The following is a 22,744-nucleotide window of genomic DNA, read 5'->3' as shown; positions in this document are numbered from 1 at the left end:
GCGGGTCATTGCCAAAGCTGTAGTCTAAACTAGGGAGAGAAACTGTCATCACCAGGCTGGCTTCGGTGCTTCCGAAAACAGGATCTGTTTTTATGAATCCAAGGGGGTACGTGCTGAGTCTGGTGGTATTGGTTGCTTCCTCCTCAACCGTAGCTGAGCTTAGCGGAAGAACTTTTAGATCACCTGCTATTGCATAATCAGGATCCGGATCAATACCAACGGAGTTCGTGCTTTTACACGCGGAAAAAAGAAAAAGACCTATCAACAGGGTCAATAAGTCTTGTTTTATAAATTTCATATTTAAATACCTGAGTTTATGCTATTGTAACCAATTCTTCATTCGAAATCTCTTCATATAAAGCATAGAAATTGTCGAAATTTTCGGTTAAATTAAAAGCTAAAGTTGGCTTATTGGAATCTTTAACAAATTTTAACACATCAGCATCAATCTTTTCATCGGCCAAAACTACCGCATCCGAGTAGGTTATAGCTCCGATATGCAAAGCACTGCAGTTTGCTTTTTCAAACACTTTTGTGTCTTCCACGGTCATGGCATTCATCACTGCTTTTTTGTACAGATCAGGATTCAGGCTTTCGGAAAAACATTCCTCATATACTGAATAAACAACCTTTGAGTTTTTAAACGTAGGATCGTTCTTATAAGTCGTTTTGATATAGGCAGGAACAAGAGCAGTCATCCAGCCATGGCAATGCACGATATCAGGAGACCATCCTAATTTTTTAACGGTTTCAAGCGCTCCTTTACAAAAGAAAATCGTGCGCTCATCATTGTCCGCATAAAATTTGTTCTCTTTATCTCTGAATACATACTTGCGCTGGAAATAATCTTCATTGTCAAGGAAATAGACCTGCATGCGTGCAGCGGGGATAGAAGCAACTTTGATGATCAGCGGGTTGTCATTGTCATCTATAATGATGTTCATGCCCGAAAGGCGTATCACTTCATGCAATCTGTTCCTTCTTTCATTGATGTTCCCGAACCTCGGCATTAAGATGCGGATCTCAAATCCTTTATCCTGCATGGCCTGAGGTAACTGGCGGGTAATTTCAGAAATCTTTGTAAGTTCAAGGAAAGGCGACATCTCGTGTGTAACAATCAGTAGCTTCGTTTTTGCCATCTCCATATTCGTAAATAAAAATTTATGTTAAAGAAAAGATTATCAAGGGGCAAAGGTAAGCAAAATAATAACATTTATCAATATAATACGCAAGATGTTTTGTTGGGAATAGATAAATAACCAACTTTGCCCCCTAAAATTTTATAAGCTGGTTTGGAAGTTGTAAACACGATTGCGGCGTTAAGGTCGTTGCTTGGCCCAATTAAATTGGTCAAACAGAAAATTGCTTTAGTGCCGACAATGGGTGCCCTGCACAAGGGCCACCTGTCGCTCATTGACCTCGCAAAACAGCAGGCAGATTTTGTGGTCTGCAGTATTTTTGTCAACCCTACCCAGTTTACCGATCCTAAAGATCTCGAAAAATACCCCCGTCCGCTTGAACATGACCTGGATATGCTCAGGGTATCAGGATGCGACCTGGTCTTTATGCCCTCGGTGAAGGAAATGTATCCTGAGCCGGAAAACTGGCACATAGACCTGGGCCCGGCAGAATTCCTTCTGGAAGGAGAATTCCGTAAAGGACATTACCAGGGGGTAACCCAGATCGTAAAAAAGCTGTTTGATGCAGTAACACCCGATCTTGCCTTTTTTGGTCAGAAAGATTTTCAGCAGGTGCTGATGATCCAAAAAATGGTGAGCTATTTCAGCATGCCTGTCCGGATCATTACCTGTCCGATCATCAGAGAAGGGGACGGCCTGGCCATGAGTTCAAGAAATATCCATTTAAGCGCAGAAGACAGGCAGAATGCACTCGTTTTAAGTAAAGCACTCTGTTATGTAAGAGATAATTTTGCCAGGCTGAGCATACCCGAGCTGCTGCAGGGAGCGAGAGCAATGATACAATCCACGCCAGGTGTGGAGCTCGATTACTTTACGATTGCCGACGGAGCAACCCTGATACCGGCTCCTGATAAAGGACAGTCCAATATCGTTGCGCTGGCGGCCGCAAAGGTAGGACAGACCAGGCTTATTGACAATATGATCCTTAGCTGAAGATCAGAAGACCATTTCATTCACAAAATTAACTAACTTTGCAGCATGATTATCGAGATATTAAAATCGAAGATCCACCGTGTTAAAGTAACACAGGCAGAACTGAATTATGTTGGCAGCATCACCATAGATGAGGATCTGATGGATGCAGCCCAGATCATTGCAAACGAAAAGGTACAGATTGTGAACAACAATAACGGCGAACGCTTTGAAACCTATGTGATAAAAGGAGCCCGGGGTTCAGGTACCATTTGTTTAAACGGAGCTACGGCACGTAAAGTTCAGGTTGGCGACATTCTGATCATCATGTCCTATGGCTCATTGCCGGTTGAGGAAGCCAAAAAATACCACCCTGTACTCGTATTTCCTGACGACAACAACCATTTGCTGAAATAAAAATAATACCGTGCAGAAAAATACTATGGCAGCATAGTATTTCTGATTGGGAATTATATAAATTTGGCATAACTTATTATTTTATAATATTAATTATGCTATTTCAATTAAGTGAAGAACAATTGATGATCCGCCAGGCCGCCCGTGACTTTGCACAGAGCGAGCTGAAACCCGGTGTCATTGAAAGAGATGAGCACCAAAAATTTCCGGCCGAACAGGTAAAGAAACTAGGGGATCTCGGCTTTATGGGAATGATGGTGTCAGAAAAGTATAATGGCAGTGGTATGGATGCCATTTCCTATGTACTGGTCATGGAGGAGCTGTCCAAAATAGACGCATCAGCCTCAGTGGTGGTATCGGTAAACAACTCCCTGGTGTGCTTTGGCCTGGAGGCCTACGGCTCAGAATATCAAAAAGAGAAATACCTGAAACCCCTGGCCTCAGGTGAAAAGATCGGCGCATTCTGCCTCTCTGAACCAGAAGCCGGATCAGATGCAACCTCACAACAGACCACCGCTGAAGACAAAGGAGACCATTACCTGCTAAACGGCACTAAAAACTGGATCACCAACGGCGGTACCGCGTCCACTTATCTGGTCATAGCCCAGACAGACAAATCTTTGAAGCATAAAGGAATCAATGCCTTTATCGTGGAAAAGGGCACGGAAGGTTTTAGCATTGGCCCTAAGGAGAACAAGATGGGCATCAGGGGTTCGGATACACATTCACTGATGTTCAACGATGTTAAAGTTCCAAAAGAAAACAGGATTGGCGAAGAAGGCTTTGGATTTAAGTTTGCCATGAAAACGCTGGAAGGCGGCCGCATTGGCATCGCCGCCCAGGCACTGGGCATCGCCGCCGGCGCGTACGAGCTTGCGCTGGCCTATGCCAAAGAACGTAAATCTTTTGGCAAGCCAATAGCAGAGCATCAGGCGATAGCCTTTAAGCTGGCCGATATGGCGACACAGATTGAAGCCGCGCGCTTGCTGGTTTACAAGGCTGCATGGCTCAAAGACCAGGGGCTGTCTTATACGCTGGCCGGCTCAATGGCCAAGCTTTATGCCTCTAAAGTAGCAATGGACGTGACCATAGAGGCTGTTCAGGTCCATGGAGGCTATGGTTTTGTAAAAGAATACCACGTAGAACGTTTGATGCGAGATGCCAAGATCACCCAGATCTATGAAGGAACCTCAGAAATTCAAAAATTGGTGATTTCCAGGGAAATTATCAGGTAGCACATCATTAAATTATCAGGCAATATGCCATTACAGGAAAGCGATGTCCGGGAAACCGGGCGTCGTTTTCTATTTCAGCAACCGGGCTGATGTCTCTAGGCTTTGTCGTGCCTAATGCTTAATTTAGTGCGATGGTTAAACACAATGTGATCGTACTGTTTTTGTTTTTCATCCTGGCACTTTTGACGGAGTGTTCAGCGGATAAAGAACCACTCAAAATAAACTTTTCTCCTGACAGCACAGCCATTATCTTCAGCGGCATTGATCAGGCTGGTCTGACCCAGCTTAGAAATGCACAATATCCGGATTCCGTGCTTAGCGACCTGATCTCTGTTTTGCAAACCCCTTCCGAAAGAGCTACAAATTTAAAAGAAATGCCTGTTCAGGGCCATTTGGAACTGACCGACAGTACCATTGTTTTCTATCCTGATACCTCGTTTGTGAGCGGACGTGATTATTTAGTGATCACACATTTGAACACCAGTTTTGTTGATGCCAAACGTATCCTGACAAATGGCGTAAGTGTAAAATTAAGGCCGGTGCAAAAGGTGTTGTCAAGATAAGGGCAGGATTATACGAATCAGGGGTCTGGTTAAGGGCAAGGCCTCACATGAAACACACCTGATTCACACTTCCTTCACAAAAAGGTACCCTTTTGTGGTTTTGGTGTGAATCAGGTGTGAAGAAAGTGTGAACAGGCATGCCGGAATATAGCATGCTGACTCCTGCCTGTCTGGTCTTTATATTGATTGCGGTCTGAGCCTCAGCCAACCGTTAATGGTTTGTTCCTTCTGCATTTTTAATTTTTAAAAATAATTCTTATCTTTGCAAGATTAATGGATTAAGGAGGGGACAGGTGTCCCCTCTTTTCTATTATTGGCTAATTGGTTATGCAGGTAGAAAAAAGAGTAAAAGAACTGATTGAAGAGAAAATCGCGGACAGACCTGAATTGTTTTTGGTGGATATAAAAATGCTGCCAAACAACAAGCTCATCATCCATGTTGACGGCGATGAAGGGATCACTATCCAGGATTGTGCCGCCATCAGCAGACATGTAGGCTTTCACCTGGAAGAGGAGAATGTGCTGGAAAAGGCCTATAACCTGGAAGTTTCATCGCCAGGCATTGGGGAGCCGCTGAAGCTGAAAAGACAATATGATAAAAATATTGGACGGGAAGTAAGCATTAAGCTCGAAGGCGGGGATGTGAAAGAAGGTAAATTGCTGAATGTGGCCGAAAGCGGCATTACTATAGAAGCCAAAGTAAAAGAAAAAGGTAAAAAGGCGGAATTGGTGGAAACCAGTATCGACTTCAATAACATAACAGAAACAAAGGTGTTAATTTCATTTAAATAGAAAAATGAGCAATATTAATTTAATCGATTCATTTCAGGAGTTTAAAGACTTCAAGAACATCGACCGCCCTACAGTGATTAGTGTGCTGGAAGAGGTATTTCGCAGTATGCTGCGGAAAAAATATGGTACTGACGAGAATTGTGATGTGATCGTGAATCCGGATAACGGAGATTTGGAGATCTGGAGAACCAGAAAGGTGATGGAAGACGGATTTTCTGAGGATGATGATCTGGAAATTGAACTTGCAGAAGTTAAGGCGCTGGACGCTGATATGGAAGTCGGTGACGATTACATTGAGCAGATCACTTTGGAAAGTTTCGGAAGAAGGGCCATTTTAGCTGCCCGCCAAACACTGGTGTCTAAAGTACTGGAACTTGAAAAAGACGAGATCTTTAAAAAGTATAAAGACAGGGTTGGCGAGATCGTGACCGGTGAGGTTTATCAGGTTTGGAAAAAAGAAACTTTGGTGCTGGATGATGAAGGTAATGAGCTGATGATGCCCAAAACTGAACAGATCCCTGCTGATTATTTCAAAAAAGGCGATACTGTCCGTGCGGTTATTTTGAAAGTAGACATGGTAAATGCTACGCCGAAGATCATCATTTCAAGGATTGCCCCTGAGTTTTTACAGCGCTTGTTTGAAATCGAGGTTCCTGAAATTTTTGACGGGCTGATCACGATCAAGAAAATTGTTCGTGAACCCGGAGAAAGGGCTAAAGTTGCCGTTGAATCTTACGATGACAGGATTGATCCTGTAGGTGCCTGTGTAGGTATGAAAGGTTCACGTATCCATGGTATTGTGAGAGAGCTTAAAAATGAGAATATTGACGTAATTAACTTTACCAATAACATTTCATTATATATCACAAGGGCTTTGAGCCCTGCAAAGATCACTTCCATTAAACTGGACGATGAGACCAAGCATGCTTCAGTTTATTTAAAGCCGGATCAGGTTTCTCTGGCGATCGGACGTGGCGGTCATAACATCAAACTTGCAGGCAAGCTGACTGGCTATGAGATCGATGTATATCGTGAGGCAGGAGAGGAAGATGAGGATGTGGATATCGAGGAATTCTCAGATGAGATCGATAGCTGGATCATCGATGAACTGAAAGCCATCGGCTGTGATACCGCTAAGAGTGTGCTTGCACTTTCAGTAGATGAACTGGTAAAACGTACCGATCTGGAAGAAGAAACCATCAAAGAAGTGATGAGTATTTTAAAATCAGAATTTGAATAATACGTTGCCTGATTTATTTGAGCAAAATATGCAGTAATTAAAAACTAATGCCTGACGCATGAAATAAATAAGAATAAACGTTACTTTTGTATAAGAATTAAAGAAAAAAGAGGATATCAATGTCAGACGACAAACCAATAATTTTATTTAAAGCAGTTAAGGAACTTAACGTAGGGATTGCTACGGCCGTTGAGTTCCTGGAAAAGAAAGGCTTTTCTGTTGAGAATAAACCCACTACAAAGCTCTCGCGTGACATGTACAATGCACTGTTAAAAGAGTTTCAGGGCGATAAGATCGTAAAAGAAGAAGCCAATCAGATTGTTATTGGTAAAATCCGTCGTGATGAGCCGGAAGTGACTGAAAAAGTCGCTGAGGCACCTAGAAAAAATGTTGAATTTGAAAATGAGGGGATTTTAGTTAAAAACCTTCATTCCTATGCACCTCCGGTTGAAAAACCAAAAGAAGAAGTTCCCGCAAAACCGGCGGCTCCTGTTCAGGCCGAAAAACCTGAGGACAAAGCAGAAGAAGGTGCGTTGCCAGGTGTAAAGATAATAGGTAAGATCAACCTTGATGATCTGAATTCTAAAACAAGGCCAGTTAAAAAAGAGGAAGCTCCTGCGGCTCCGGCAGAACCTAAAGCTCCTGTTGCTGAAGAGGCACCAAAAGAAGTTAAGGAAGAAAAACCGGTAGCTGAACAACAGCCTGCGGCAGTTGCTGAGGTGAAGGCCGAAGCACCTAAACCTGCTGAAGAAGCGAAGCCTGCCGAAGCCGTTAAACCGGTTGAAGCTGCAAAACCAACTGAACCTGCTCCCGCTGCTAAAACAGAGCCCGTAACTGCACCCGAGCCTAAAGCGCCTGCGAAGGCTGATGATAACGAAGTGATCAAAGCACGTTCGGTAAAATTGTCAGGACCAAATATTATTGGCAAGATCACATTGCCTGTTACACCCGACCGTAAATCGCAGCCGGTGGCTTCGTCTGCCGATAGTGCAGATGCAAAAAGAAAACGTAAACGCAAAAAGACTCCGGGAGGACAGCCAGGTCAGGGCCAGCAAAGCCCGGGTGGTTTTCAACAAGGCGGACAGACCGGACAAGGCGCACAGCCTGGTCAGCAAAGACCTGCAGCTCCGGTTGGAAACAGACCAGATTTCAGGAACAATACAAACAATACAGCCAACAGGCCTAACTTCAGGAACAGCAAGCCGGGTGCACCGGCGGGCGGACCTAAGGAAGAACCTACGGAAAAAGAAATACAGGATCAGATCAAGGCAACACTTGCCCGTTTGAGCGGTGCCGGTAAATCCGGTAAATTTGCCCAGCGTGCAAAATTGCGCCGTCAGAAGCGTGATGATGTGGCCCTTTCTGCTGATGAAGCAGCAATGGAGCAGGAACTGCAATCCAAAGTTTTAAAGGTCACGGAATTTGTTACGGCAAATGAACTGGCATCCATGATGGATGAGCCGGTGACAAAGATCATCGCAACTTGTATGAGTTTAGGAATGTTTGTGTCGATCAACCAGCGTCTGGATGCAGAAACTTTAACAATTGTTGCTGATGAGTTTGGTTACGAAATTCAATTCGTTAAGCCGGACGATGAAAGCGATGTGATCATTGAAGAGGAAGATTCAGACGAAGACTTGTTGCCGAGAGCTCCGGTGGTAACCATTATGGGTCACGTCGATCATGGTAAGACCTCATTGCTGGATTACATCCGTAAAGCAAATGTGGTAGCTGGTGAGGCCGGTGGTATTACCCAGCACATTGGTGCCTATATGGTAACCACACCAACCGGTAAAAAAGTTACTTTCCTGGATACTCCGGGTCACGAGGCCTTTACGGCCATGCGTGCACGTGGTGCCAAGGTAGCGGATATTGCGATCATTGTGATCGCAGCGGATGATGCGGTGATGCCTCAAACGAAAGAGGCGATCAACCACGCACAGGCTGCGGGCGTGCCTTTGGTATTCGCATTTACAAAAATAGATAAACCGGGAGCAAATTCGGATAAGATCCGTGAACAGCTTTCCATAATGAATATCCTGGTAGAGGATTGGGGTGGTAAATTCCAGTCTCAGGAAATATCAGGTAAGAGCGGCTTGAACGTAGACCTGCTTTTGGAAAAAGTATTACTGGAAGCAGAATTGCTGGAACTAACCGCAAATCCTGATAAACGTGCTACAGGTAGTGTAATTGAAGCTACCCTGGATAAAGGACGTGGTATTGTAACTACAGTTCTTGTTCAGGCAGGAACACTGAAGATCGGTGATCCTATCTTAGCGGGAAGTTATAGCGGACGTGTAAAAGCGCTGTTTAACGAACGGGGACAAAAAGTTGATAAAGCAGGTCCTTCTGTACCGGTACAGGTACTGGGTATGCAGGGTGCACCTACTGCGGGCGATAAGTTTAATGCGATGGAAAGTGAGGTTGAAGCAAGAGAGATTGCGAACAAGCGTTTGCAATTGATGCGTGAGCAGGGTCTTCGTACTCAGAAACACATTACACTGGATGAGATCGGCCGCCGTTTGGCTATCGGTAACTTTAAAGAGCTCAACCTGATCATCAAAGGTGATGTGGATGGTTCTATTGAAGCGTTATCGGATTCATTGCTGAAACTTTCTACTGAAGAGATCCAGATCAATGTAATCAGTAAGGCTGTGGGACAGATCTCCGAATCGGATGTATTGCTGGCTTCAGCATCGGATGCGATCATTGTCGGTTTCCAGGTCCGTCCTTCGCCGGGAGCGCGTAAACTGGCTGAGGCTGAACAAATCGATATCCGTTTGTACTCGATCATCTACGATGCAATCAATGAGATCAAGGCGGCGATGGAAGGTATGCTTGCTCCTGAATTCGAAGAGAAGATCACTGCCAATGTGGAGATCAGGGACACATTCAAGATTACCAAAGTGGGTACTATTGCCGGCTGTATGGTGCTCGATGGAACGATCACCCGTAACAGTAAGATCCGTATCGTAAGAGATGGTGTGGTAATTTATACCGGTGAGCTGGCTTCACTGAAACGTTATAAAGATGATGTGAAAGAGGTAGCAAGAGGTTATGAATGCGGATTGAATATCCAAAACTTTAATAATATTGAAGTAGGGGATATCGTGGAAGCTTATGAACAAGTAGAGGTGAAACGTAAGTTATAATCAATATTATAATATTAAATGAAAGGCTGTCTATAATTGACAGCCTTTTTTGTTACACAATCCTATAGCTTTGTAAACCAGAAACAGCCACAACCGTAAAATTGAGAATCCAGTAGTTCCCGGTCAGGATTGACGATCAGTCCTCCATCTTTTTCATTTTCCGGAATAAGGGCAAATTCTTTTAATTCCAGACCGGCAAAAAGGTCTACGACCTGTCCTTTTGTGTATATCCGGTGTGCATTGAAACAGATGATGTCCCTTGCGCCCAGAGGAACTACAAACAGCAAATTTCCGTTTGGAGCCAGGACCCTTTTTAATTCATTTATAGCTCTGACGTCACCATTATAATCCATAGGATCACCATACCTGCCAAGGCCCACATGTTCGACGGTATGCATACAAGACAGGGACTCCACGGATCCGGATGGGAATGGTAAATTCATAAGGTCCCCGGCCAGGGAATTGAAATTGTCTAAATGTAGATTTGCTGGCCTGTAATCGTAAAAATCCACAGGAATGAATGCCGACAAAATGGAACAAAAATGCAGGGTGGAGGAGATGTCAATATGCCTGGCCGGATTGGTGGCTTTTAATATCCTCGCTGCCCAGGCAGGGTGGTACACATAGTGCCTGTCAAAGCCTGTTTCTGCGGTGTTGTCATCTAAACAGGGATAGAAATCACGCTCTTCGAGTGTAAAACGCTTTTTTGTTTCCTTTTCCAGTTCACGCAGCTGGATATACTGATCTTGAAACCGTGATTTTTTTTTTGAACTTCTCTTAAATATTTTCAGCATAATAACATATTTTTTTTGTTTGATACTTAATGAAGGAATCAGAAGCTGATCCAGTTTTGAGGAAATGACATACTGACATTCGGATCATTGTCATTTACCCATTTTTTAGGACCGATGACAATCTTGGTTGGGTTCGGGTTAAGCCAGGCTGCCCACCAGCTGAAGCTGCTGTTCGCAATAATGTTATGCTTGCAGGCGCTCATTAATTGCATGTCAATGTAGCTGGAGGGTCCTTTATTCCAGGAGATAAAGGTACAGTCATCAAGGTTTAAATTTTCTGTACACCAGAGGATATCATCAGAGAAAATAAAGAAACTGGGAGACGCTAAATTGGATTGGATGTGGCTGATCGCTTGTTTATAATACTCAGGGCCACATAATCCCCCAAGAAGCGGGTCTTTGAGGTAGTCTCCTCTTCTGATATGAAGGGAAACACTATTTTTGAGTTTAATCTGTTCCAAAATTTGCTGATTTTCCTTAGATAGAGGGGATTTAAACTGAAAATCGTTTTTTATTTCGTTGGCAATATCTTTAAAATAATCAAAATTTTGCCAATAGCCCCAATAGTATGCTGTTCTCTGGTTATTCAGAATAGCCGCGTCGAACGAAAAGAGGGTTTTTTCTTCGATGTAAGTATTCTTGAGACCAAACAGTCTCCGAAGTTTTCTGTAAATCCATTTTCTGCTGCAATATAAATTACTTGTAAATGAGGAGATCTTGTTTATTTTTAGATCAAAGATATTCTCCAGCTCAAACCCATTGTGTAACGGGTAGTCATTATAACCCTGCAAATCGGCCTTAACATTAGGGAATTTGTCTTGCAAAGCTTTATACAATGTATATTGAAACATTTGATTGCCTAAACCACCCAGAAATCTGATAATTTTCATTGAATCGATCGTACTATTTTAAATTATGTGCAGATATTGTTTAGCAACCATCTTTTATGTAGATAATTGACCTATCCCTCTGATTGAAAGCTTAAATGCTTTTCTAAACTGACGAAAATTTACGTAAGACCATTTAAAAATATTCTTATTCAATAGTAACGAAAGTGCATTCATTTTAGCTTTTTTTACGCAAATTATTTCAAACCAGCGGTTAAACAACATTATTTCAAATGGTATTTCAGGGTATTTATTCAAAGATTTGTTTGCCGCCTTTAATTTAGTGAATAAAGAAAGATAGTCTGTGAAATCAGACGCACTGTAGTCCCATTCTAATAAACTAAAAAATGTATCGGTTAATTTTTTGTCAGCGGTTATTTGAAGATTGGTCAGTTGTTTTTCTTTGATTGAATGAACTTTTGCCCGGCCGGTTTCAGATTGTACCAGGGAAGTATTGCTGCTATGGAGTCTGTATTTTACCAGAATGGAATCCAGATTGGCTACAGGGTATTTATCCGAAATACGTATAAACAGTTCATAATCCTCAGCCGGGGCATAGTCATTATAGCCGTTTAATTCTTTTAAGACCGCAGCTTTATACATTACCGTTGAATTGATAAATGTATTGTAAAAGAGCAGTGTCATTTTTATTTTGTCTGAGCCGACAGGAACAGTAAAGCGGTTGTCAGCGACAGGGTTACCCGCTTCGTCGATAACTGTGCCATGTCCGCCGCATAATGCGAAATCCGGGTGTTCCTGAAAGAAATTATATTGAAGTTCCAGGCGATTATGGATAGCGACATCATCACTGTCTAATATGGCAATGTACTCAGCCCTGGCCTCATTTACAACGATATTCCTGGTATAGGTTAAACCCCGGTTTTTATCATTGTGAAGCAGCCTGATCCTGGAATCTTTAAAATTATTTATGATGTCAACTGTTTCGTCTGTGGAACCGTCATTCACGATCAATAATTCAAAGTCTTCAAAAGTTTGATCTAAAATACTTTGAATTGACTCATTTATATAGTTTGCTGCATTGTAAGCAGCCATAAAAACTGTTATTTTCGGGTTCATGCTGATATTATTTAATCTCTACAGACAATTCCCTTCTGTAGGCGGCGTCAAAATCACACTCATTGGAGAGTTGCTTTATGGTATTAAAAGCATTGTTGCTAAATTTCGATAACAGCGGTCTATTTTTGATAAAAAATTCCAGCTTTTCAACAAATAACATTGCAAGATCCTCTGCGTTACTGAGATTTTCAACGAGAATTCCATTTTCTTTTTCGATGGAAATGTAATTTGAAAGCTCGCCGACATTGGTTGATATCGGTACAACGCCCATATTCATCCCTTCAAAAACAACGAGCCCCCAACTTTCCCTGTGTGAGGTGAGCAATAATAAATGTCCGTCTTTGTAATAGTTATTTAAAGTAGTCTTATCGTGAACCTCCCCAATAAGGACAGCGTTCGGTGGAATAGCCGTTTCTTCTGGTTTAAAATCTCCTATAATTTTAAATTCAACAGGGAGATTTAGCTGATGACAGATTTCAGCAATCCTGATCAGTACATCAGGCCTTTTTTCGGGACTATTCCGGGCGATGAAAAGGATTTGCAATATGCCATCATAATTCTTCACAGGAAAGTGATTGTCAAATGCAATTTTATTTTGAATGACCGTTAATCTGTTGAGGTATTCATTCGGGATGTGATTGATCTCATATAATTTTTGAAATTGTTGAACTAACCCTTTCCCAACCAAAATCCTTTTATCTAACCTGGGAATGTGCGGGATACTATACCATTCTATTCCCTTATCGTCGTCCATAAAATTATGAATGATATCAATTACTTTAACATGAGGTGCAAGGAGCGGAATTAAATCATACATGAACTTGCTGCACCACCCGGACACTATAGGGTGTTCTTGTGAGTTTATTGCTTCTGCCAGCTTTTTAAAAAGATGCCGCTTAAATTGTTTTTTTTCGGACCAGCGGCCCAGATTGATCGTGTCAGCCGCAGCTTCAAACTCTTTTTTGAATCCATTTGATATAGACCTGTCTGTAATAAAGCAAAGTGGTTTTGGGTCACTGAAGATATTCATAATATCTACATGAACTCTTTCTGCACCTCCAAACGACCATGATGGAAAGAAAAAATAAAGGTCTCTTTTTTTGGAGAGTTCCTTATGAATGGTGGGATACTTCAGCAGGTCCCTGATGTTTTCCGCAATTTTCTTAATCTTTTTAAGCATAGTGTTCTTTAAATTATTGAGACCGGGCTCAACAACTAATCGTTCATGATAAAGGTTCTGATTTTAGCGGTTATGGGGTCTGCTTTAAACATAGCGGGGAGCAGGTAGCTGAGTATGACCCTTTGTTTTGTCCGCTTTTCCTTCGAAGAAGCAAATGCAAATCTAAAAGGCGTGACCACAGTCAGTCTTATTTTGTCAGCAATGTTCAGTTTGTTGTTTCTGCCGAATTTTATGGAAAGATAGTACCGCTCCAGCAAGCTATGCGCATTGGCGAAATTTTTATAAAGACCATCCTTATAAGCTAAGGTCAGTCTTGCTTTCGGAATGAAATGCTTTAATGTGAGCCGCGAATCATAGTATAACTGATAACCCTTTAATACCAGACGCAAGCAGTATTCAGTATCCTCTGTTGATAGAATTTTTTGATCTTTACTGGTCAGCAATATGGAGGGAAGTTCATGATAGGCTTCAAGATACAATGATGTCCTGGAGGTTAGCCCTGCTCCCCAAAGGTGGCCCCTGGAACTGATATCGCCAGTTTTCGCTGCCTGCTCGCCTACTGCATAGCCCTCTTTAAATGTTTCAAACCAGTCAGGTAAAGGAATGTTGTCTTCTGTAACAGCGATGGTTTGCCCCCCAACAGCACCAATGTCAGGATTTTTTTCAAGAATTTCCGATGCAATGTTCAAATAATCCGGGTTTAGCCAGTTGTCGTCGTCGCAGATAATAAAATGTTCATATTTAGCGAGATTTATTCCTTTCTGAAAAGCAAACAGCTTGCCCGGAGTGCTTTCAGTAACTATTTTAAAACCAACGCCCTCTACCTTGTGTTTTTCCCATTCTGCAAAAGCTACAGCTGCGCTATTGTCTGAAGAAGCATTGTCGATGAAGATGACCTCCCATTTAACGCCGGGGCGCACAACCTGAGCGGCAAGGTGTGCAATGGTTTCAGGAAGTCTTTGTGCACCATTATAAGTACATAGTATTACAGAGACGCCTTTTTCTAATTCGTTATTCCTCATTGAAGGTTTGCATATCGATAAGACGTTTATATAACCCGTTATGTTTGATCAGCTGCGAATGACTTCCGGTTTCTTTGATCTCACCCTGATCAATCACCACGATTTGGTCAGCATGCTGAATGGTGCTCAGTCTGTGGGCAATGATGATCGAAGTCCGGTTTTTCATCAGGCTGTAAAGTGCTTCCTGCACCAGCTTTTCGGATTCGGTATCCAGTGCAGACGTTGCTTCGTCCAGCAGCATGATTGGCGGATTGGCAAGCACCGCCCTGGCAATGCAGATCCGCTGTTTTTGTCCGCCGGACAGCCTGTTGCCCCGATCCCCTATATTGGTATCATATCCATTTTCCGTGCTGATGATAAAGTCGTGGGCGTTTGCTATTTTGGCGGCCTCAATGACTTCTTCCTTAATAGCATCTGGTTTAGCAAACGAGATATTATTGTATATGGTATCGTTAAAAAGAATTGATTCCTGGTTGACGATTCCCATTTGTGCCCTTATGCTATCCGTTTTAAGGTCTTTGAAATTAATGTTATCAATAAAGATGTTTCCGGATTTAGGATCATAAAACCTGGGGATCAGGTCCATCATCGTGCTTTTTCCTCCACCTGAGGGGCCTACCAGCGCAACTGTCTGCCCTTTCCTTATGGTCAGGTTCACATTCTTCAAAACCTCTTTTTCACCGTAATTAAAGTAAACATTTTCAAAGCGGAGGGAATCGTTAAATTCCTGGATCCCGACGGCATCTTTGTTGTCGGCCAGATCTGGTTTTGTATCAATCAGCTCGAGAACACGTACACCGGCAGCAATACCGGAATGGATTCCGCTGAAGGAATCGGTAAGCGCTTTTATGGGTTGCATGACTTGGGAAAATGCCGCGATATAAACTACAAATGCTGCAGGACTAAGGGCTGATTTGTCTCCTTCGGTGAGAATCATTTTACCTGCATAAAGCACAATGAATACCATCACAAGTACGCCCAGTGTTTGAGAGACAGGTGATGCCAGCTGCTGCCTGCGTGCCATTTTTCTGTTTATGTTAGAATAAAAAACGTTTTCACTGTGGAATTTGTCTTTTATTCTCTGTGTGGAATTGAAGGCCTTGATGATCCTTATTCCTCCCAGGGCTTCATCCAGAAAGCCAATCATTTTTGCAAAGCTCTCGTGTGCTTCTCTGGCCTGGTGCTTAAGCCGTTTCACTATTTTGCTAATGATGTATCCGGAGATCGGGATGACTAAAAGTGAAAATAAGGTCAGTTTTACTGATATTCCAAGCAAGACGACGATATAAAATATAAGCTGAAGGGGTTCTTTAAATACCACCTGAAGCGTGTTAGTAACTGTGAATTGAACTACCTGTACATCAGACGCTACTTTGGAAATGATGTCTCCCTTACGTTCGTTGCTGAAATAACCCAGATGAAGGTTCATTACATTATTGAACACACTTTTGCGAAAATTCAACAGGGTGTGTACCCGGAGGTCTTCCATATAGCGTTGTGCGATGTACTTGAAGAGGTTGGATAATAATACTGAACAAAGAATAATTCCGCAGATCGCCTGAAGTGTGTACCAGTCACCATATTTGGCGATAGTGGTATGCACATATTCATCATATGTTGCCATCAGATCCCAGGAAGATGCGGCATCATTTGTTTGAGAAGGATCTTTTACAGGCTGGTCCTTTTGCAGGAAAATGGTGTTGAGCAGCGGTGAAAGCAATGTAAAATTAAAGGTATTGAAAAAGGTGGCAATGATGGTAGCTATTACATATGGGATAGCATATTTCTCTATTGGTTTAGCAAAAGAAAGTAATCTGAAGTATGTTTTCATCAAAAAAATTAAACCGCTAAGTTACGCATAGTTAATTTATTGACCTATTTTGCTTTAAAATAGAATTGTCGTAACAAAATGACACGGTATCAAAATTAAAAAAGTAGATTTGAATAGGGAGCTTGCCAGAACAGTACTGGCAATAATATAAATGTTAAACGAACCAAACCGACGCTGTTTGATCAGCATCATTATAGCGACAAACAATGCCGGAAAAGACATCGCAGGGTGTTTGAAGTCAATCGAACCACATATTTTCTTACCACTTGAAGTAATCGTGATAGACGGCGGGAGCCAGGATGAAACACTGTCTGTGTTGTCTGATTTTTCTGCCTGTAAGATCAAGTGGGTCAGCGAACCCGATAAGGGAATTTATGATGCTTTCAATAAGGGTGTGTCTATGGCTTCCGGAAAATGGCTCTATTTTTTAGGATCCGACGACAGACTGCTGCCCGGGTTTTCTGAACTGGGGTCTAAATTGGTCGAAGAGGATACGGTTTATTATGGCAACAGCAAGCCTTTTTTCGGGGACAGACCTCCCGATCCTTATGGGTTGTTGCAGGGAGAATTCAGCCCTTACAGACTGGCAAAGTATTGTATGAACCATCAGTCGATCTTGTATCCTGCGAAAACATTTGAAAACTACAGATATAAGCTGAAATATAAGGTCCTTGCTGATTATGCGCTTAATATCAGGTTGTGGGGAGACGCAGGCTACAAAAGAGAGTTTCACCCGATTGAGATTGTGAGTTACAATATGGGTGGGTTTTCATCCCTGCATGAGGACCTTGCCTTCGCCCGGGATAAATCCAGGCTGATCCGAAAGGGAATGGGATTGAAATTATTTGTACGCTATTTGTTCAGAAGATTTAAAGACAGGTTAAAAAACAGGGACTAACCGTCTAAGTTTCCTGGTATCCATTGCTGGCATAAGTACGCTTTTCTGCAAGTGTTTTCTGGTAGATCAGATCATTAGGAACTGTATTGGCCCTTGAATTTATTTTATGGTAGATGTGAAATGCCAAAGCAGCCATCTTTAACCGTCTTCTTTTTATACCCAGGTGCAGTAATCGGGCAGCAAATTCATAGTCTTCGCCCCCCCATCCTTCAAACCCATTAAAATAACCGTTTACCGAGATATAATCTTTTTTCCAGAAAGCAAGATTGCAGCCCTTCACATGAAAGGGATTGGATGGGTCTAAAATAAAAACAGGGGTCAGAATTGGTACTCTTAAAGCATTGAACCGGCTGTACAGACCGGAAGAGAAAACAGAAAAACTGATTTCTTTTGTATTCAGGATCTCTTTGCTTTTTTCTTCTGTGATCATTGCCCGGCTTCCCTGTACAAAATATCCTGGCTGCGCTGCTTTTATGTGGTCTTCAATAAATTTAGGATGAACAATGATATCACCATCGATCTCCACAATATAATCAGAGGCAATTTCTTTAACGGCTTTATTTAAGATCAGGCTTTTTCTAAAACCCTTGTCTTCGTGCCAGATGTGCTTGATGGGAAGCTTGTGTTCAGATCTGAACCTTTCAATAAGTTGTTTTGTCACGTCTTTTGAGCCATCATCTGCAATGATGATCTCATCCGGCATCTTTGTTTGTCGGGAAAGGCTAAGCAATACCAGTTCCAGGGCCTGAGGCCAGTTATACGTCGAAATTAATAAAGCAACAGTTAAACTTTTTTTTTGCATTATTGGGGGTATTGTCGAATAATCTGCAAATTTACATCATTTAATTTTTGTTAAGGAATATATATTCTGCTTCTTTGCAAGTAAAAATGCACAATGAAAAGGGCCGGACAACTCACAGCTGAAATCAGAAAAGGGGATTTTCTGTCGCTGGCCAGGGCACTGACTTTGGTAGAAAATGAGCTGGAAGGGGGTAAGGAAATCCTGATCAGTTTACCGGCAAACTCAAAGACTCCGATAATCGGTGTGACTGGTCCGCCCGGAGCAGGTAAAAGTACACTTGTCAATGCCCTGATTACAAAGCTTGCTGAGAAAGGAAAGCGGATTGCTATACTGGCTGTTGATCCTACCTCTCCGTTTAATTTAGGTTCATTGCTTGGAGACCGGATCAGGATGTCTGCTCACTTTAATAATTCCAATGTATTTATCCGTTCTGTTGCCACCAGGGGATCGGTAGGCGGCCTGTCGGCAAAGATCATTGAAATGACAGATGTTCTGAAAGCAGGGAGCTTTGATCACATCATTGTGGAAACAGTAGGAGTTGGACAATCTGAAATTGAGATTGCCGGTCTGGCTGATCTAACAATGGTCGTGCTCGTGCCTGAAGCAGGGGATGAAATACAGCACATCAAATCGGGATTAATGGAAATCGGAGACGCTTTTGTCGTAAATAAGGCAGACCGGGAGGGGGCATCAGCATTCGCTGGAAACCTCACGAAGATGCTTCATCAGCGCAAAGTGGCCATTCCGGTATTTAAAACAGTCGCAGACAAAAATGAAGGGATAGATGATCTGCTGAAATGGGTAGAAAGTTTTGTGCCCGCAAAGAACAATCTGAAACCGCATCTTTATGCTGAAAAAGCCTTCAGGTTAATCCAGAATTTCAGGATGAAAGATATGCGAAAGGAAGAATTGCAGCTGCTGATCTCTCGGGAAATGGCATCAGCTGATTTCAACCTGTATAAGTTTGTACAGGGGCTTGAAAAAAAGTAGCTATCTGACTATCCTGTAATTTTTATATTCACCGATCCTTATCCCTGTGAGCTGGTATATTTTTTCTAAAAGACGTCTTCTGAAATTTAATTTTCTGGCGGCCCTGGTAGGATCAAAGTCAAATTTCCAGTTGACCGACTTGATACGCTCCAGCATTACTGAAGGATGCGTGCCTTTGAAATGAATAAGAAGGTCGGCATTTCCGTAGTCAAAAGATGCAGTTTCGGGTATAGTTTCTGTAGTTGCATTTTCATCGTAAAATAAATTGAAGTTTTGTTTTTTTCTAAGTAGTCCATGCGGGGGTTTTACCCAGCCATAGTGATTGATGTATGCATCGATAAGTTTGACTTTTATCTTGCGGTCATCAATTCTGAATCCCTGCGCATCCTTGTAAGAATGGACATTTAGATTTCTTTTAACGACCCGGATCTCTCTTCTGTACCATCTCCTGGATTCCGCGATATAGTCGTAAGATCCGTAAAAATGATTGTATTTGAACAGTAAGCCTTCAATTTCAGGGTCATGAAGTGCTTCTTCCATTTCTTGGCGGATCAGGGGCAAATCATTTTCATGAACGCATTCATCGCCCTGGATATAAAATGCCCAGTCTGCATCTTCGGAAATATTTGAAAATGCTTTGTCTGTCTCCTCGGCAAATGCCGCGCCTCCCAGTCTCAGGGTTTCGTCCCACACCGTGTCAATGATCCTGATCTTGGGGGAATTTATGTTTTCAATGAGTGCCCTGGTGCCATCGTCAGAATTGCCAACGGCAACTACAAATTCATCACAGACCGGCAGGATGGAGTTGATGGCCTCGACGATAGAATAGTCGTTGATTACTGCGTTTCTGATAAATGTGAAGCCTGCAACTTTCATGTTTTTTAGATCGGGTTAGTTGAGTTTATGGATTGCCCTGTTTAAGCACAGGTCTGGTCAATTGCATTTTTTTCCAGTGCTCACCTCTTTGGTAGAGCAGCTTGCTGAAAAGATACTTAAATCTTAAGTGCCCGTTATAATCAATACCTAACCTGCGGTATGCAATGTCCGGATTGGCGGCGATACACTGGTTCACAGCTTCGGTATAAACACTTGGACCGGTCATTTTGTGCACGTCATGTGGATAGGCGTTTTGACGGATGTTTTCCAGTACAAGCTGGAGTGTTTTTTCTAAAAATGGATGATTGGGTTCAAATATAAGAGCCCACTGGACCAGCAAACCGGGGTTTTTTTCTGAAGAAATGATGGCAGAATCACCGGGAAGGATAAAATCATCGAGTTTTCCGTTTATTGTGCTGTCAATATCAATATACACCCCTCCCTTTTTCAGCAGTACTGCATACCTGAAGAAGTCGGCCTTGGCTGCACCGATGTTCAGTTTTTGGTAGAGATTTAAGGTATCCTGGTCAAATTCCTGTGAGATAAAACGCTCAATACGCTGATCATTGTAAAATTCATACTGATAATTTAAATTTTTTTTTCGCAATCTGGAGATCTGCCATCTGGTTAAAAAGGGTAAATTCGAAGACTTGAAAGTCTGATGTATGATCTTTGGTATGGGCATATCCTGATTCGTAGAATTGGTAAAAGTATTGTTTTTTAAGCTGTATAGCAATAATTGACAGGAATGTCTTAAAAAAAGGACTCCTGAAAAAAAGACTTCTTGTTACGCTGCGGGTTTAAAGCCGATTTTGGATAAAATTGATTAATTATCGGTGATTTGTAAGTTTGGAACGGAGTTTGCATAAGTGTTTTGAGAAATTAAAAATTTGTTTAATTTTGCTACACAAAAAAATTATACAATTTAAAATTTGTTTAACCTTAAAAAAGAAAATTATGAATTATTCTACTTTAAAAAAGGGTCTGGCAGTTTCTTTTGTTGCATTGATGGGAGCTACTTCCATCGCTAGCGCACAGGATTCTACTATGACTTCCTCTTCTGCCAAGGTATTTGGTGGTAGCGGGCAGTACAGAACATGGTCACTAGGTGTAAATGGTGGTGTTTTATCTCCATTTGTCATCGTAGGCGGATCGAATGACTTTACCAACTGGAAACCAGAATTGGGTTACGGTATCTCTTTGAGAAAACAATTAAGCCATGCATTTGGATTAGAAGGTAACTTATTCCGCGGAAAAGTTTCTGGAGATAACGAAGATGCTAACGCTTCTGGATCTGTAAACGGAATCAAAAATTTCGAAACTGAAATCGGTTATGCTGTTGACTTAAGAGGTGTTGTGAACATCGGTTCTGTTGATTTCTTACACCGTGAGAACGCAATGAACTTTTTCGTAACTGCGGGTTATGGTGCGGTTGTTTACAATCCTAAATTGGACGGCGTTGACAAAAAAGGAACTTGGGGTGATGATGGCGACAAAGATTACATCAAAGAGCAATACATTCCTGTAGGAGCTGGTGTTAAATTTAAAGTTTCTGATCGTGTATCATTTAACTTGGGTTATACCATGCACTTCGTTGATGCTGATAACTTTGATGGTCTTTATGCTAAAGGAACTTCTAAAGATAAATTCTCTTACGGCTACGCTGGTTTAGAATTCTCTTTAGGTTCTAGTTCTAAACCAAACCTGGATTGGGCTAACCCACTTGCTTTGATGTATGATGAATTGAAAGATCCTACATTGCGTCAGGAAGTTGAGGCTTTGAAAAACCGTGTTGCTAACGTTGAGAAATCAATTGAAGATCTGAAAAAAGATTCTGATGGTGACGGTGTTTCTGATCAGTTTGACAAATGCCCGGGTACTCCTGCAGGTACTGCTGTTGATGGTTCAGGATGTCCTCTACCTAAAGCTCCAGAGCCTACAACTGCCGTTAGTGGTGTAACTGGTTTTGAAACTATCCAATTTGAGTTTAACTCATCAGTTTTAAAAACTGAAGCTTATCCAACTCTAGATAAATTATCTTCAGTATTGCGTGAAAACGGTGGTAAGGTAGCTGTAAATGGTTACGCTTCAAGCGAAGGTACTGCTGCATACAATCTGAAATTGTCTAAAGACAGAGCTAATTCAGTTAAAACTTACTTAGTTAACACTGGTGTTAACGCTAGTCAGGTTGCTACTAAAGGTAATGGTGAAGCTAACCCAATTGCTTCTAACGATACTGAAGAAGGTCGTATCCAAAACCGTCGTGTTGAGACTGCTAGAAACTAAGCGTTTTTAATCGATAAAAAAAGGGGGCTTCAGATTTGAAGCCCCCTTTTTTTTATATAAGTTTGTGGTACATATGTATCTGTTTAGAAAAAGAGACCCCAACAGGCCGACCAATACCAATATTAAAATAATGCATTTTATTAATGCACTGGCGATAACTGTGTTTCTGGCGGGAGTAATATGGAAACTAATTGACATGATCCTGTTAAAATGAATGAAATAGTAAATACTACAAATGCACCCGCCCCCATTGGGCCTTATAGTCAGGCAGTGATCGCCAATGGCTTTTTATTTATGTCGGGACAGGTAGCCATTAACCCATCTAATGGCGAGGTAATCTCCTCTTCGATCCATGAAGAAACGCACCAGGTGATGAGAAATATCAAAGCCGTTTTGCTGGAGGCTTCGTATGGTTTTGAGGATGTAGTGAAGACCACTATTTTCTTGTCTGACATGAATCTTTTTGCTGAAGTCAACGAGATATACGGATCATACTTTGAAAGTAATTTTCCGGCAAGGGAAACTGTTGCTGTTAAGGGCTTGCCTAAAGGGGTAAATGTGGAGATTTCTATGACAGCTTATAAAGCGTAG

General features: G+C 41.9%; 22 protein-coding genes and 1 pseudogene. 12 read left to right on the top strand and 11 right to left on the bottom strand.

The window, feature by feature from the left end:
* Together VK541_RS17790 and VK541_RS17785 are read right to left on the bottom strand one after the other, a co-directional pair.
* Nucleotides 1–298, bottom strand: a pseudogene (locus VK541_RS17790) (DUF4270 domain-containing protein); the annotation flags it as partial.
* Nucleotides 299–314: 16 nt separating this feature from the next.
* Nucleotides 315–1,139 carry a glycogen/starch synthase gene (locus tag VK541_RS17785; protein WP_324371705.1) on the bottom strand — a complete coding sequence of 275 codons (825 nt, stop codon included), beginning with the start codon at nt 1,137–1,139 and terminating at the stop codon, nt 315–317.
* 153 nt (nt 1,140–1,292) lie between these two features.
* On the opposite strand from VK541_RS17785, the gene panC reads away from it, so the two are divergent.
* The 7 genes from panC (at nt 1,293) to infB (ending at nt 9,510) form a co-directional block, all read left to right on the top strand.
* Entirely contained in the window at nt 1,293–2,132 is an 840-nt protein-coding gene (panC, locus tag VK541_RS17780) for a pantoate--beta-alanine ligase (protein WP_324371701.1), read from the top strand.
* A 45-nt stretch (nt 2,133–2,177) separates the two neighbouring features.
* Nucleotides 2,178–2,528: an aspartate 1-decarboxylase gene (panD, locus tag VK541_RS17775; RefSeq protein WP_324371700.1), complete on the top strand. Its 351-nt coding sequence runs from the start codon at nt 2,178–2,180 to the stop codon at nt 2,526–2,528.
* A gap of 95 nt (nt 2,529–2,623) precedes the next feature.
* Nucleotides 2,624–3,763, top strand: coding sequence for an acyl-CoA dehydrogenase (locus VK541_RS17770; RefSeq protein WP_324371699.1), 1,140 nt, complete (start codon nt 2,624–2,626; stop codon nt 3,761–3,763).
* Nucleotides 3,764–3,894: 131 nt separating this feature from the next.
* A complete protein-coding gene (locus VK541_RS17765; protein WP_324371698.1) occupies nt 3,895–4,326 on the top strand; it encodes a hypothetical protein in 432 nt (143 codons plus the stop codon).
* A gap of 327 nt (nt 4,327–4,653) precedes the next feature.
* Nucleotides 4,654–5,118, top strand: a complete 465-nt coding sequence (gene rimP, locus VK541_RS17760) for a ribosome assembly cofactor RimP (RefSeq protein ID WP_324371697.1) — start codon at nt 4,654–4,656, stop codon at nt 5,116–5,118.
* Nucleotides 5,119–5,122: 4 nt separating this feature from the next.
* Entirely contained in the window at nt 5,123–6,358 is a 1,236-nt protein-coding gene (gene nusA / locus VK541_RS17755; protein WP_324371696.1) for a transcription termination factor NusA, read from the top strand.
* Between the two features lie 119 nt (nt 6,359–6,477).
* Complete coding sequence (infB, locus tag VK541_RS17750; protein WP_324371695.1) at nt 6,478–9,510, top strand: translation initiation factor IF-2; 3,033 nt, start codon at nt 6,478–6,480, stop codon at nt 9,508–9,510.
* A 62-nt stretch (nt 9,511–9,572) separates the two neighbouring features.
* On the opposite strand, the gene VK541_RS17745 is transcribed toward infB, so the two are convergent.
* The 6 genes from VK541_RS17745 to VK541_RS17720 are packed head-to-tail and all read right to left on the bottom strand — an operon-like array spanning nt 9,573 to nt 16,301.
* Nucleotides 9,573–10,304, bottom strand: coding sequence for a DUF268 domain-containing protein (locus VK541_RS17745; protein WP_324371693.1), 732 nt, complete (start codon nt 10,302–10,304; stop codon nt 9,573–9,575).
* A gap of 38 nt (nt 10,305–10,342) precedes the next feature.
* Nucleotides 10,343–11,194 (bottom strand): alpha-1,2-fucosyltransferase, encoded by an 852-nt coding sequence (locus tag VK541_RS17740; protein WP_324371691.1) that lies wholly within the window; start codon nt 11,192–11,194, stop codon nt 10,343–10,345.
* A gap of 54 nt (nt 11,195–11,248) precedes the next feature.
* On the bottom strand, nt 11,249–12,268 hold the full coding sequence (locus tag VK541_RS17735) for a glycosyltransferase family 2 protein (protein WP_324371690.1): 1,020 nt from the start codon (nt 12,266–12,268) through the stop codon (nt 11,249–11,251).
* 7 nt (nt 12,269–12,275) lie between these two features.
* Entirely contained in the window at nt 12,276–13,448 is a 1,173-nt protein-coding gene (locus tag VK541_RS17730; RefSeq protein ID WP_324371689.1) for a glycosyltransferase family 4 protein, read from the bottom strand.
* A 35-nt stretch (nt 13,449–13,483) separates the two neighbouring features.
* Nucleotides 13,484–14,470, bottom strand: a complete 987-nt coding sequence (locus tag VK541_RS17725; protein ID WP_324371688.1) for a glycosyltransferase — start codon at nt 14,468–14,470, stop codon at nt 13,484–13,486.
* Complete coding sequence (locus tag VK541_RS17720) at nt 14,460–16,301, bottom strand: ABC transporter ATP-binding protein (RefSeq protein ID WP_324371687.1); 1,842 nt, start codon at nt 16,299–16,301, stop codon at nt 14,460–14,462. The genes VK541_RS17725 and VK541_RS17720 overlap by 11 nt, the downstream gene beginning before the upstream one ends.
* A gap of 178 nt (nt 16,302–16,479) precedes the next feature.
* Here VK541_RS17720 and VK541_RS17715 point away from each other — a divergent pair, with 178 nt between their 5' ends.
* The gene (locus tag VK541_RS17715; protein ID WP_324371686.1) at nt 16,480–17,199 is read left to right on the top strand and encodes a glycosyltransferase family 2 protein; all 720 of its coding nucleotides are present in this window, start codon (nt 16,480–16,482) and stop codon (nt 17,197–17,199) included.
* A gap of 4 nt (nt 17,200–17,203) precedes the next feature.
* On the opposite strand, the gene VK541_RS17710 is transcribed toward VK541_RS17715, so the two are convergent.
* The gene (locus tag VK541_RS17710; protein WP_324371685.1) at nt 17,204–18,001 is read right to left on the bottom strand and encodes a glycosyltransferase family 2 protein; all 798 of its coding nucleotides are present in this window, start codon (nt 17,999–18,001) and stop codon (nt 17,204–17,206) included.
* A gap of 93 nt (nt 18,002–18,094) precedes the next feature.
* On the opposite strand from VK541_RS17710, the gene meaB reads away from it, so the two are divergent.
* Nucleotides 18,095–18,991: a methylmalonyl Co-A mutase-associated GTPase MeaB gene (meaB, locus tag VK541_RS17705; RefSeq protein WP_324371684.1), complete on the top strand. Its 897-nt coding sequence runs from the start codon at nt 18,095–18,097 to the stop codon at nt 18,989–18,991.
* Here meaB and VK541_RS17700 read toward each other — a convergent pair whose 3' ends face one another.
* A complete protein-coding gene (locus VK541_RS17700) occupies nt 18,992–19,867 on the bottom strand; it encodes a glycosyltransferase family 2 protein (protein ID WP_324371682.1) in 876 nt (291 codons plus the stop codon).
* A 25-nt stretch (nt 19,868–19,892) separates the two neighbouring features.
* Nucleotides 19,893–20,603, bottom strand: a complete 711-nt coding sequence (locus VK541_RS17695) for a glycosyltransferase family 32 protein (protein WP_324371681.1) — start codon at nt 20,601–20,603, stop codon at nt 19,893–19,895.
* A gap of 221 nt (nt 20,604–20,824) precedes the next feature.
* Here VK541_RS17695 and VK541_RS17690 point away from each other — a divergent pair, with 221 nt between their 5' ends.
* The 3 genes from VK541_RS17690 (at nt 20,825) to VK541_RS17680 (ending at nt 22,744) form a co-directional block, all read left to right on the top strand.
* Nucleotides 20,825–22,153: an OmpA family protein gene (locus tag VK541_RS17690; protein ID WP_324371703.1), complete on the top strand. Its 1,329-nt coding sequence runs from the start codon at nt 20,825–20,827 to the stop codon at nt 22,151–22,153.
* Between the two features lie 73 nt (nt 22,154–22,226).
* Nucleotides 22,227–22,367, top strand: a complete 141-nt coding sequence (locus VK541_RS17685) for a DUF6728 family protein (RefSeq protein WP_324371680.1) — start codon at nt 22,227–22,229, stop codon at nt 22,365–22,367.
* On the top strand, nt 22,364–22,744 hold the full coding sequence (locus VK541_RS17680; protein ID WP_324371679.1) for a RidA family protein: 381 nt from the start codon (nt 22,364–22,366) through the stop codon (nt 22,742–22,744). Before VK541_RS17685 ends, VK541_RS17680 begins: the two co-directional genes overlap by 4 nt.

The sequence above is a fragment of the Pedobacter sp. genome (assembly GCF_035317785.1).
Taxonomy (GTDB): Bacteria; Bacteroidota; Bacteroidia; order Sphingobacteriales; family Sphingobacteriaceae; genus Pedobacter.
The sequence above is the reverse complement of the archived record's forward strand: the minus strand, read 5'-3'. Positions and strand labels throughout refer to the sequence as shown.